Below are 11,657 nucleotides of genomic sequence, written 5' to 3'. Positions count from 1 at the left end.
CATGTTGGAACTCGTCAACAGCAAGGTCGTGAAGTCGACCGTCGCCCCGGGCTCGCCCACGCTCGCGCGCCGTGGATCCATGTTGTTCCACCAGGGCGACGTCCGCTTCGTCCCGCACACGATCGGCGGCGCGGGCGGCATGCCGGGGATGGGTGCCGTCGCGGGAATGGCCGGCCGGATGATGTCGGGCGAGCACGTCGCCATGATGGCCGCCGAGGGGTCCGGCACCGTGCACTACGGCCACGCCGGGCTGCACGTGTCCGTCATCGATCTCGACGGGACCGGTGTCCTCTCGGTCGAGGCGTCACGGTTGCTCGCACACAGTGGCGCACTCTCGACATCGGTCGTACCCCTGACGCAGCAGGGAGGGGTCCGCGGCGCGGTGCGCGGGGCGATGACCGGGCAGGGCATGTTCACGACACAGGTCGCCGGACGTGGGCAGGTGGCCGTGCTGGCCCACGGTGGGACGGTCGAGATCGAGGTGGGTCCGCACCGGCCGCAGGTGGTGGTCGATCCGCAGGCGTACGTGTGTCACCGCGGCACTCTCACCGTCGACATCTCGACGAACGTCGGGTGGCGTGACGCCGTCGGCCGCGGTTCGGGTGAAGCCGTGCAACTCGCGATCGGCGGCGCAGGGACCGTGTGGGTCCAGGCGTCCGAGCAGAAGTTCTGACGAGAGGGAATCGGACATGACCGACGTCGTGCACAACCCCCACACCCTGCCGGTGAACGACAACGTGCCGGGAAACGACTACGCCTTCTGCATCGAACTCGCGGGACAGCCGTGGTTCACGGCGAAGGGCGCGATGATCGCCTACTACGGGTCGGTGCAGTTCGAGCCTCTCGGGCGGACGTCGATGGTGGCCGTCGTGGCCTCACGCTTCTCGTCGCCGCTGTACGCGAACGACTGGGTGCTCGCGAGCGGACACGGCAAGGTGCTGCTCGGCGATCGCGGCTTCGACATCAACTCGTTCGATCTCGACGACGGCAACCTGACCATCCGGGCGTCCAACCTGCTGGCCTTCGAACCCGGCCTCGAGCTGAAGCAGTCCATCGTGCCCGGTTTTCTCACGCTGCTCGGCACCGGGAAGTTCCTCGCCTCGTCCAACGGTGCGGTCGTGTTCGCCGAACCGCCCGTTCGAGTGGATCCGCAGGCACTCGTCGGCTGGGCCGACTGCCCCGCTCCGTCCCACCACTTCGACGCGCAGTGGATGCAGAGCTTCCTGGGGGGCGGCGCAGGGGATGCTCCTCGGAGCACAGACGGGGGAGGAGCGGCAGTTCGACTTCACCGGTGCGGGAACGGTCCTGATCCAGTCGTCCGAGAAGGTGGTGAGCGACGCTCATCTGCTCCGCCACATCGAGTCGGAGACCGTGGCGCTGGGTCAGAACGCGTTGCGCTCACTCCATCAGAGCATCGGGGCCCGGCTGAGCCGGAATTCCTGAGCGTCGACGGGTGTGGGGAAAGACGTTGTGCCCCCAGTAGGGCTCGAACCTACGACCTGCGGATTACAAGTCCGGTGATTCGACCCACCTGACCGGACTGCGACTGGTCGCATGACAGACTCTCAGGGTCCGTTTTGTGACGTGTGTTAATAATGGGACCCATGAAACCTACCGGTCTGGTCGAGGAGTGGGAGGTCTGGCAGTACGCGGCGCGGCTGTCTGAGGTGACCATCGTCGAGCGGGTGCGCGTGCTCAATCAGCTTGCGCTGGAGTCGGAGTGCAACCTGCTGACGATCAGGGCGCTCGACATAGTCCGCTGGTACGCCTCGCACTCGGGCGACTGGGGTGACAGCACCCACGCCACCTACCACTCGTACCTGTCGGTGTTCTTCAAGTGGCTCCAGCTCCAGGAACACCGGCTCGACAACCCGCTGCTGAAGGTCGGCTCACCGAAAGCACCCGAGCGTGTCGCCCGCCCGATCGCGGACGCCGCCATGCTGACGATCCTCAAGTCGAACATGCACCACCGCACCCGCGTCATGATCCTGCTGGCCGGCCTCGGTGGGCTCCGCTGCTCGGAGATCGCCCGGTTCAAGGGCGAGCACATCGACCTCGAGCGCGGCCGGTTCCTCGTGGCCGGCAAGCACAAGACGGTCAAGTACGTGCCGCTGCACCCGATCCTCGCGACCACCGCCGAGACCATGCCCGCCCGCGGCTACTGGTTCCCGTCGAACTCGTCGCGGCCCGGTCAGTGCGTGCGCGGCAAGTCGGTGTCGGACATGGTCGCCACCGCGATCCGCCGGTCCGGCGTCGAGGCCACCGCGCACCAGCTGCGCCACTGGTACGGCACCACCCTGCTCGAAGACGGCGCGGACATTCGCGTCGTCCAGGAGCTGCTGCGCCACGCCTCGCTCATCTCCACGCAGATCTACACCAAGGCGACCGACGTGCGGATGCACGCGGCCATCCGCACTCTGGACCCGTACCGTGCGGTGGCGTAGCGCGGTCGCCGCCTGGTGGCGCGAGACGATCCACCCGTCTGTCTGCGACTGGTGCGGCAGCCCGATCCCACCCGGCCGCACGGGCCGGTTCTGTTCGGACCGGTGCGAGTCCGAGCACGAGTGGGACCAGTCGATCTAGACCGCCTGCCGCACCACCAGGTCGTCGAACGCGGCCGTGTCGGTGCCCGAGGACAGGAACGACCCGAGCGTGAGCGTCGTGCCGGACGGCACCGTGGCGTCCGTGATCGTCTCCTGCACCACACCGTTGACGGACAGCTGCACCGACGAGCCCAGCGCACGGATGCCGACTATGTCGCCGGCCGCGTACGGGTACGTGGCCGTGAGCGGTGTCGTGGTGCCCGAGACTCGCTTCTCGATCTGGACGGTGGTCGCCATGATGCGCAGTCGGAACGACGTCGTCCCGGTACGCCGAATGTCCAGCCACACCACCACCGAGGCCGGCCGCGTCACCACACGGATCGACGCGTCCACGTCGGCCACCGTCGTGTTGAGCGTGGCGACGGGTGAGGTCTCGCCGCCGACGATGCTCAGCGTCACCCGACCGTTCGCCACCGCGTACCGGCCGGCGGGGCTGGACGACCACGCCAGGGTGCTGCCGCCGTAGGCGTTGTCCGTCGAGCGGCCGTTCAGATCCGAGGTGCCGGAGAATCCGTCCGAGAACAACACCGGGCCCGGCACGATCGGCGCCGGCGGGGTGATCCATTCGAGCGCCAGCATCTTCGCCTTCACCAGACCCGAGACCGCGGTATAGCCGGCCGCGTTGAGGTGCAGCGCGTCCGCCGACAGCGACGGCGGCATGTCGCCCGCGGCCTGAGCCGCCAGGTCCGCCGAAGTGGGCGTGATCTTCGTGTCCGTCCACACCTGCGCGCTCATGAGGTACGCCTGCACGTCGACGAAGTTGTCACCGTACGCCGTGGCGTAGGCAGCGTTCACTCGGGCGAGCTGCGCTTTCAGAGCAGCGTCCCAGTTCGTGTTCGTGAAGTGGCCCAACACCATTCGGCGCTTGGCGAACCCGCCGACCTGCTCCCAGTGCCGAGCGGTGTACTCGATCACCCGAGCCTCGCTCGTCGAGCTCACCGGGGACAGGTTGTTTTTCCCCACCCACAGCAGCGCCGCGTTGTCGCGCCGCTGCACGCCGGCCGTCGCGACGAACGGCGCAGGTGCCGACACGATGACCGCGGTGCCCGATGCCGAGCGGGTGAACACCAGCCGCGGCGACGGACTCGCGGAGTACGCCAGAGTGCCGGCGACACCGGCGAGGGTGCCGGCGATGTTGACGGACGAGAGCACGGAGAACGGTGCCGTCGCGGTCACGTCGACTCCACCGGATGCGGGGATGGAACCGCCCACCGGGAGCAGGCGCACGGGCACCGCGTTGGCGCGTGCGGCGGAGTGCTCGATCTCCTCGCCGCTGACACCCTGCCCGTAGACGGCCATGCCGAGCGTCGTCTGAAGCGCGCCCTGGGACACCAGGCGCTCGGCGCTCGACGATCCCCACACCGCCACACCAGCGGCCGGCACGACGGGGGAGACGTAGCCGGAGGTGAGGTCGATGCACATGAACGTCGACCCGTTGGCGGTGTAGTAGAGCGCGTAGTTCCCGAGGACCACCGGCGCGGCGGTGCCAATGTCGAGGCCGGCCGCGACGAGCTTCTCGGCCGACCCCTTGCGGTAGTCGATCGCGTACAGGCTCGTGCCCGCCACGCGCACCAGGAACCGGCCCGTGTCGCCCACACCGCCGGTGCCCGCTGCGCCGGCGGGACCTGCCGGACCTGCCGGGCCGGCGGGTCCGGTCGCGCCGGTGTCGCCCTTCGGTCCGGTCGCGCCGGCGCTGCCGGTGTCGCCCTTCGGTCCGGCGGCACCGGTGTCGCCCTTGGGGCCGGCCGCGCCGGTGTCACCCTTGATGCCTCGCAGCTGCACACCGGACCCGTTCGCCGGCCACCCAGTGCCCGACCAGATGTAGACCAGCCCGTCGTCCACGACGAGGTACCCAGCACCCGACGCGAGGCCGGACGTCGGCAGCTGCGCGTAGGACTGCACCTGTCCGGCGAGCTGGAGGCCGGCACCCTGGTCGCCCTTCGGTCCGGCCGCGCCGGTGTCACCCTTCGGTCCGGTGGGGCCGACCGAGCCGGTGTCACCCTTGGGTCCGGTGGGGCCGACCGAGCCGGTGTCACCCTTCGGTCCCGTCGGGCCGGCCGCGCCGGTGGGTCCGGTCGCGCCGCCGGGACCCGTCGCGCCGGCCGGTCCGGTCGGCCCGATGGGGCCGCGCTGGTACGGGCGGGCGTTCCATCCCTGGACACCGTTGCCGACCTTCTGGAGTCCGGTGTCGGTCTCGACGCCGATCTCGCCCTCCAGCAGCACGAAGTTCTTCGCTGCCCACCCGGCAGCGGTGTCGCGTAGCTGTTGGATGCGTGCGCGTGCGGCCATCAGAGGGTGCCTCCGTCGAGAACTGCGGTCACGGTGTCGCCAGGTGCGCCACCGTCGATGAGACCGGGGGATGGGTAGGACTGAGTGCCGGCGTCGGTGTCGCCGAGGGTGAGCACCGGCAGCGGTGTCGGTGGCAGCCAGTAGGTCTGATCACGGCTGGCACCGAACGACAGATCCACCGTCCACTTGTTCGGCGCGATCTTGTGCTCCACCTTGCGGATTCGGCACACCTGCGCGGAGTTCCCGAACCGCACCACCACCGCGTCGAGCGGCTGCAGCTTCGCCATCAGCGTCCGATGGATCGGCTTCGTCGCCGTCAGGCGCAACCGGTTCACGGCCTGCCGCTCGACGGAGTACTCGTCGAGGATGGCCGCGGCCCACTCGGCGAACGGTGCACCGAACCGGTCGGCCTGCACGTCGGCCCACGAGCCGGACCCACGAATGACGTCGATCGAAACGCGGTGCTGACCGTACGTGTCGATCGACGCCTGCCGGCGGTAGTCGATCCGCTGAGTCTTCGGCGCGAGGTCACCCAGCAGCGCCGGCGGATCAGCGCCACCGACCTCACGCTCGATGAACTCCTTGCGGTCGAGCATGTGCTCGACCACCTGCACCGTGTTCACCAGATTTTCTGTGTCCGAGGAGAACTCAATATCCCGGTTGTAGCTCATGTCGCCCTGCCCCGGTTTGTCGGACAGGTCCAACGTCACCGTCGTCGGCAGCGTGGAGGTGACGATCATGCGGTCGCGGCGGTCGACGTACAGGAACGCCTTGCGGGCGTTGCGGGTCTTGATCAGCGCGTCGTTCATCGTCATCGCGTCGTCCGCGTACGAGGGGAAGTAGTCCCAGCCCTCGGGCAGGGAGCGCGGCGGTCCCGAGTAGTCGGTGCCGTCGATGATGATGGGCACGCCGGTGGTGTGCACCAGGTGCCCGTACTCCGCGAGCCGGTCGTGCGCGACGGGCATCGTTGACTGGCCGGCGCGGCCGAACGCGTCGTGCACCGAGATCTGCACCTGCGCCTGGTGCTTGAAGTCGTGCACGATCCGCCGGCCGCGGATGGTGCCGGTGAAGATCGGCTCGAACGATCCGTCCGCGTGGGTCGCGAGCAGACGCACCCGCTTGCCGGCGGACACCTTGGCGTTGATGGTGTCCGAGACGAACCGGACCGTGAGCACACCGAGGTCCGCCTCGACCGTCTCCGACTCGATCGACACCACCGGGTCGATGACGTCCGCGTAGGTGTATGCCGTCGTGCGGGTGCGCTCCGCGGTGCGCGTCTCGAAGGGGCGGGCGGTCACCGACTCCACCAGGATCGCCGGAGCCGAGGTGCTCAGTTCGATGCCGCGGGTGGGTGAGTTGACGATGACGGACACCCGTTGGTTCGGGGCGACGTCGACACCCGTCAGCCACCCTGCGCGCTCGGTGCCCGTCCACGCCCACACGCTGATCGTGGCGACGGCGGTCGCGTTCGGATCACCGACGAGCACGATCTCGGTGTCGCTCGGCAGGTTGGTGTAGAAGCGCCGGTTGCGGTACGCGAACCCGGTGCGACTGTTCGAGTTCGCGACCGTCGGTGTGGTGTTGGCCGGCTCGCGCACGAAGATCGTCAGCGGGTCGTTGAGGTCGAACTGGATGTAGTCGGGGTACTCCGCGAACCAGTAGCGCGCCTGGTACCCGACGCCCTGGTAGCTGTTGGTGTTCGTCGCGACGAACGAGGCGGTGAGGTACAGCCGGTCCACGTCGGACGGCACCGTGGCATCCGAGACGGTGGGGAGGGTGAAGTCGACGAACCCGACGCCGACACCTGCGGTGCCCTGGAGGGTCGCCTGGTAGGACATGATCTGCTTCTTGACGTCGGTCTCGGTGCCGTACTCGTCGACGGTGGTGCCGGTGCCCCACAGGTCGAAACGCAGCGCGATCGGAGTGTAGGACTCGTTCTGGTCGCGGATCGGTTTGCCCGTGCGGCGCAGGGACAGAGTGCCTTTCATGTTCACGCGCATGCCGGGGCGCACCGGGACGGCCACCCGGTTCTGGAACACGACGGGGCCGAGGCTGCGGGACTTGTACGTCCGCACGTCGCCCGAGCTGTTCTGGTCGACCTCGGTGACCGGGGTCGCGATCTTGGCCTTGTTCGCCCGCACCGTCATCAGCGATGAGGTGGTCACGATCGTCACGTCCTTCTCGAACGCGAGCCCGTTCCCGGGCACCATCTTGATCCCGGACGGGTCGTAGTTGCGGCGGGCGACCGCGAGCCCGTCCGGCACCCACACGTCCTGGCTGGCCGTCTCGACCTGGAGCGTGACCATGGTGCGGTCGATGAACCTAGACATTGACGCTCACCGAGGTCGAGCCGATAGCACCGGCGTAGGCGTCGAGCACGTCCGCGACGGCGCGGCCGGTGCGCACTGGATCGGACACGAGGCCGGCCTCGACGGTGACGTGCACGGTCTGCTGAATGTCCATGCCACCGCGCAGTCCGATGGCGGGCACCAGCTCGTCGTCGAATGCGGTGTAGACCTCGCCGGCGAGGCCGCGCGCTGCGGACACGACCGCGCCCTTCTGCGAGACCATGCCGCGGACGAATCCGCCGACCATCGCTCGACCGTGGGGGATGAGCATGATGCGGTCGGCGGCGATGCCCTTGCGGCCGGCGTAGTGGCCCTTGTTCGCCGCGGCCACAGCACCGAGGTTCGCCGCTGCGGCAGCGACCGCGCCGGCCTGCGAGGCAATGCCGGCGGCGAAGCTCGCACCGGCCGCTGCGCCCTGCGCGGACAGGTCCACGCTCACGCTCTGCGCCGCGGCGGCGAGGCCGGCCACCGCACCCGACACGGCACCTGCCGAGCTGGCGAGACCGGCAGCGAACGATGCGCCGGCCTCGGCTCCCTTGGCAGTCATGTCGACGTTGACCGCGCTGAGATCCGGCGGAGTCACGACGAACGAGATCGGCACCGGCTCCGGCGGGGTGATGGTCAGCGTGCCGAGCTGGTCGGTGTCCCACTTGACGGGCACCGGCACCGGGTCGATACCCGCGATGTTCACGTCGACCTCCGCGATGGTGCCGGGGACCTCGACAGGCTCCATCGGAGTCGTCGGCTGCTCGACGTTCTCCACCGTTGCAGGGATGGGGATGGGAGCAATCGGAGCGACCGGAGGTGTGACCGGTCCGATCGTTGCGGGAACCGGCACGGGCGGCATGTTGCGCAGCTGCTGCCCTGCGGTCGGGTCCAGCACGCCAGTGAGCGGAACCTCGACGGGGCCGTTGCGGGCGATCTGGCCATCGATCGGGTCACCCTCGAGCTTGGGCACGACGGGGACCTCGACCGGTCCGTTGCCCGCGAGATTGGCGATGGCTGCTTTCACGCCGTCCGCCAGTTTGCCGCCCCACTCGACCGGGCCGCCACCGCTGGCATCGTTGGCCCCGCGCACCGCGTTGTCGAGTTCTTGGAACTTGGCGAGAGCGGATCCCGCTGCGGCGGTGATGCTTGCCGTCGTGGTGGCGAGACCTTGCAGGTTCGTCACCAGGTTGCTGGTGTCGACGTTGCCGAGGAAGCTGCCGAAGCTGTTCGCCATCTCGGTGATGCCTGCTGCCAACCCCGACATATCGGTGTTTCGAAGGTTCTCAACGAAAGTGCCTATGCCGCTTGTGAATCCGTCGAGGGCACCACTGTCGAGGTAAGACATCATGCCCTGGAACTTCTCGCCCATTCCGACGAGAGCGTTGCCGGCACCTTCGATGATGCCGGGCAGGGCGGAGAACACCCGCTGCGCGCCGGCGACGATGGCCGGGTCCCCGAGCTTGGCGGCGAAGCTGCCGACTGACTTGATCAGTGACGGCATGTTGCCGATGAAGTTCTTGATATGGGGGACAGCGCCCTCGAACATGCTCTGCAGGGCAGGGCCGACCTCGGCGGCGATGGCCGGCAGTTTGCCCGACAGCTCGGTCACTAGGCCGGCGACACCGGTGGTGATGGATTCGAGGTTGGGGCGGATCTGGTGGAAGGCGGCACCGAGTGAGGTGGCGAGGTCGACGAGCGGTTGCTGGAGCGGGACCGCGATTTCCTTCATGGTCGCCACGACGTCGTCGGCCATGAAGGAGAAGTGGTTCTTGACCTGATCGCTGGCCGCGGCGGCGGCGATCGGGATGGCGGCGACCGCGGCACCGAACCCGACCGACAGCGCGCCGGCCGCGGCGGTGACGGCACCGAGCGCGCCGGCCACACCGAAGATGCCGGCACCGACAGCGCCGGACGCGAGGACACTGACGGCGGGTGCGAGGGCGACGAGCTTGGGCAGGGTGCTGGCCGCTGCGCCGCCGAGCGCGGTGATACCTCGAGCAGCGCCACCCGCTCCACCGCCGGCGTCGTTCAGCCGGTTGAGCGCCTGCACGAGGCGGTCGATTTCGGAGACGTTCACGCGGGTGCGGATGTTGACGGTGCGGTCGCGGGTGAGGCGCTGAAGCTGCGCCTCGGTCTGTGCGAGGTTCGTGACGTTGACGCGGACGCGGGCCTCGCGGCTGGCGGCGAGGTCGCGGACGTTCTGTCGGAGGCCGCGCGCGTCCTCGGTGCCGACGCGGATGCGGAGGGTCTCGCTGCCGATGGTTCGTATGCGGCGCTGGAGTTGGTCGAGCGACGAGCTGTCCACGTCGACCTTGACGCGGATCGTCTGGTCGCGGAGCTGGCGGAGCTTGGACTGCACCTCCGCGATGGAGCGGGTCAGGCCGGAGTTGTGGCCCTTGAAGTAGATATCGACGGTGTTACTCGCCATCGTGGTCACCCACTCTCAGGTGTAGCTGTAGCTCGACGGGCGGTGTGGGCGACTGGATTCCGCGGTCCGCCAGGGTGCCGCGGAGTTGCGCGATGTAGTAGCGGGCGGCGATCTTCCACTCGTCGAGCGCGGTGACCTGACTTTCGAGTTTGGTCACGCGCTCGGTGAGGGTGTTGACGTTGCCGGTCTGCACCCGGCCGCGGTACGTCATGACGGTGCCGACGCCGGTGGCGACCGCACCGATGGCGGCGCAGATGATGGTGATGGTGGTGAGGTGGTCGATCATCAGTTCACCCCGAGCGCCGCCCACAGGCGCATGGCAGCAGCGTTGGTGAGCATGACGATGGCCGCGATGACGCCGACCAGGATCGGGGACGGCGGCACCGACAGGATCGGGCCGAGGATGAGGCACAGGGCGTAGAACGCCCACACCGCGACCACGACGCCGTGCGCGGCGATGAGGCCGCGCATGCGGATGGCGGCGACCAGGACGAGGGAGCCGGCGAGCAGGAAGATGATCGGCCAGACCGGGAACACCGATTCGACCAGGACGACGAGCGTCTCCTGCCCGGGGCGCACCGGCCGGCGCACCAGTGACTCGGGGCCGGCGTAGAAGGTGCCGACGACCATCGCGCCGGTGGCGAGGACGAACGACAGGAACCGAGCGGCCTGGACGACCGCCCGCTCGTTCATCGGCCGATCTTGCGCATCACGTACGCGAGCAGCGCCATGCCGGACGCCGTGACTGCGGTGGTGCCGACTGCGGCCCAGTCGCCCAGCTCGAACACCTGGAACGAATCGTCACCGAGCGCGGTGTAGACCACGCCGACGATGGCGGACAGGACCGTGAGCACCAGGCCCTGCACGAGCGTGCGCGCAGCGGCGGTCGACGGGGCCGGGGTGCCGAGCGGCGGGGGAGTGGGCACGTCCTCCAGGGGCGTGCCGTCCTTCACGGCGGGGAACAGGTGCTCTGCGAGCTGCTCCATGCGCGCCTGGATCTCGGGGTCCATGCGGCGCTTGATCTCCGCGTAGACCAGGTCCATGCCGTTCACGATTTCTCCTCCAGTGTTTCCGCCTCTGCCTGGAGGTCGGAGCTGATGACGTAGTAGCCGAACACCGCGATGGCCGTGGTGACGACGGCACCGGCGATGAGGCCGGCGCGGATGAGCGCGAGGGTGACGACGCGCCCGGTCACAGCAGACCGAGTTTCTGCCAGGTGACGATGCCCACGATGCCGTCGACCGTGATGCCGGCGCGGGACTGGAACTCGCGGACGACGCGCTCGGTGGCCGGCCCGAAGTCGCCGTCCACGGCGAGGTTCGAGTAGCGCGGGTAGTCCCGGTTGAGGCGGGTCTGGAGGTCGCGGACGTGCTGCCCGGTCGCGCCGCGTTGGATGGTCGGCCGGCCACTGATCGGAGCGGGGGCCGGTGGTGCGGACGGGCCGTCGCCGAGGATGCGCTGTACGCCGGCGTCGTTGCGGGGGTCGCCCTCGCGGTAGCGCATCTGGAAGTGCATCTCGTCGGGCTTGCTCCACCCGCGGCCCCAGAACACCTCGGGGTACCGCTGGAGCACACCGTTGGTGGCGGCGACCTGATCGGCCGGCATGCGCTTGAGTCCCCACGGGAGTCGCGGGGCCCACACGTCCACGCTCACACCGGCGAGGTGGTTCGAGTTCGCCACGTCGTTCTTCAGGGACCAACCCCACACAGGCGATGTGATCGGCGCGACGACGCGGTGCAGCTCGTTGACGAACGCACCGAGGATCACCGCCGGCGCGCCTCGCCGGAGTGGTGCGGTGTCCATGAACGGGCCGGGGACGGTCACGCACTCGTCCCGGTTGCACATGCGCCAGCCGGCCTCGGACCACTCGTACCCGTACACCTTGCGAAAGCTCATCGGTTCTTCCTTCTTGATCTCTGCGCTCGTTTGTTGGCGACCGTCACGAAGGCATTGCGCTCACGCAGGGTGAGGTCGTAGTAGACCGAGGGCGACTGGCCGGTG

10 protein-coding genes and 1 pseudogene are annotated in these 11,657 nt (G+C 68.8%); 3 read left to right on the top strand and 8 right to left on the bottom strand.

The window, feature by feature from the left end; translation table 11 throughout:
• Position 1 precedes the first annotated feature (1 nt).
• From QE449_RS17500 to QE449_RS17490, 3 genes and pseudogenes are all read left to right on the top strand, one after another.
• The gene (locus tag QE449_RS17500) at positions 2 to 673 is read left to right on the top strand and encodes an AIM24 family protein (RefSeq protein ID WP_027504260.1); all 672 of its coding nucleotides are present in this window, start codon (positions 2 to 4) and stop codon (positions 671 to 673) included.
• Positions 674 to 689: 16 nt separating this feature from the next.
• Positions 690 to 1,443, top strand: a pseudogene (locus QE449_RS17495) (AIM24 family protein).
• Positions 1,444 to 1,604: 161 nt separating this feature from the next.
• Positions 1,605 to 2,444, top strand: a complete 840-nt coding sequence (locus QE449_RS17490) for a tyrosine-type recombinase/integrase (protein ID WP_307109276.1) — start codon at positions 1,605 to 1,607, stop codon at positions 2,442 to 2,444.
• Between the two features lie 135 nt (positions 2,445 to 2,579).
• Here QE449_RS17490 and QE449_RS17485 read toward each other — a convergent pair whose 3' ends face one another.
• The 8 genes from QE449_RS17485 to QE449_RS17450 are packed head-to-tail and all read right to left on the bottom strand — an operon-like array spanning position 2,580 to position 11,552.
• Positions 2,580 to 4,892, bottom strand: coding sequence for a hypothetical protein (locus QE449_RS17485; protein ID WP_307109275.1), 2,313 nt, complete (start codon positions 4,890 to 4,892; stop codon positions 2,580 to 2,582).
• Entirely contained in the window at positions 4,892 to 7,222 is a 2,331-nt protein-coding gene (locus tag QE449_RS17480; RefSeq protein WP_307109274.1) for a hypothetical protein, read from the bottom strand. The genes QE449_RS17485 and QE449_RS17480 overlap by 1 nt, the downstream gene beginning before the upstream one ends.
• Positions 7,215 to 9,656: a hypothetical protein gene (locus QE449_RS17475; protein WP_307109273.1), complete on the bottom strand. Its 2,442-nt coding sequence runs from the start codon at positions 9,654 to 9,656 to the stop codon at positions 7,215 to 7,217. The genes QE449_RS17480 and QE449_RS17475 overlap by 8 nt, the downstream gene beginning before the upstream one ends.
• Positions 9,646 to 9,942, bottom strand: coding sequence for a hypothetical protein (locus tag QE449_RS17470; RefSeq protein ID WP_307109272.1), 297 nt, complete (start codon positions 9,940 to 9,942; stop codon positions 9,646 to 9,648). The genes QE449_RS17475 and QE449_RS17470 overlap by 11 nt, the downstream gene beginning before the upstream one ends.
• A complete protein-coding gene (locus QE449_RS17465; protein WP_307109271.1) occupies positions 9,942 to 10,349 on the bottom strand; it encodes a hypothetical protein in 408 nt (135 codons plus the stop codon). The genes QE449_RS17470 and QE449_RS17465 overlap by 1 nt, the downstream gene beginning before the upstream one ends.
• Positions 10,346 to 10,708, bottom strand: a complete 363-nt coding sequence (locus QE449_RS17460) for a hypothetical protein (protein WP_307109270.1) — start codon at positions 10,706 to 10,708, stop codon at positions 10,346 to 10,348. Before QE449_RS17460 ends, QE449_RS17465 begins: the two co-directional genes overlap by 4 nt.
• A complete protein-coding gene (locus QE449_RS17455) occupies positions 10,705 to 10,851 on the bottom strand; it encodes a hypothetical protein (RefSeq protein ID WP_307109269.1) in 147 nt (48 codons plus the stop codon). The genes QE449_RS17460 and QE449_RS17455 overlap by 4 nt, the downstream gene beginning before the upstream one ends.
• The gene (locus tag QE449_RS17450; protein WP_307109268.1) at positions 10,848 to 11,552 is read right to left on the bottom strand and encodes a peptidoglycan-binding protein; all 705 of its coding nucleotides are present in this window, start codon (positions 11,550 to 11,552) and stop codon (positions 10,848 to 10,850) included. Before QE449_RS17450 ends, QE449_RS17455 begins: the two co-directional genes overlap by 4 nt.
• Between the last annotated feature and the right edge of the window lie 105 nt (positions 11,553 to 11,657).

The organism is Rhodococcus sp. SORGH_AS_0303 (assembly GCF_030819335.1).
Taxonomy (GTDB): Bacteria; Actinomycetota; Actinomycetes; order Mycobacteriales; family Mycobacteriaceae; genus Rhodococcoides.
Note: the sequence above shows the minus strand (reverse complement) of the source record. Positions and strands in the feature narration are given on the sequence as shown.

What these genes read in the sequence shown, in the direction of transcription:
- QE449_RS17500 (WP_027504260.1), top strand. Translation starts at nt 2, where the DNA reads ATGTTGGAACTCGTCAACAGCAAGGTCGTGAAGTCGACCGTCGCCCCG.
- QE449_RS17490 (WP_307109276.1), top strand. Translation starts at nt 1,605, where the DNA reads ATGAAACCTACCGGTCTGGTCGAGGAGTGGGAGGTCTGGCAGTACGCG.
- QE449_RS17485 (WP_307109275.1), bottom strand. Translation starts at nt 4,892, where the DNA reads ATGGCCGCACGCGCACGCATCCAACAGCTACGCGACACCGCTGCCGGG.
- QE449_RS17480 (WP_307109274.1), bottom strand. Translation starts at nt 7,222, where the DNA reads ATGTCTAGGTTCATCGACCGCACCATGGTCACGCTCCAGGTCGAGACG.
- QE449_RS17475 (WP_307109273.1), bottom strand. Translation starts at nt 9,656, where the DNA reads ATGGCGAGTAACACCGTCGATATCTACTTCAAGGGCCACAACTCCGGC.
- QE449_RS17470 (WP_307109272.1), bottom strand. Translation starts at nt 9,942, where the DNA reads ATGATCGACCACCTCACCACCATCACCATCATCTGCGCCGCCATCGGT.
- QE449_RS17465 (WP_307109271.1), bottom strand. Translation starts at nt 10,349, where the DNA reads ATGAACGAGCGGGCGGTCGTCCAGGCCGCTCGGTTCCTGTCGTTCGTC.
- QE449_RS17450 (WP_307109268.1), bottom strand. Translation starts at nt 11,552, where the DNA reads ATGAGCTTTCGCAAGGTGTACGGGTACGAGTGGTCCGAGGCCGGCTGG.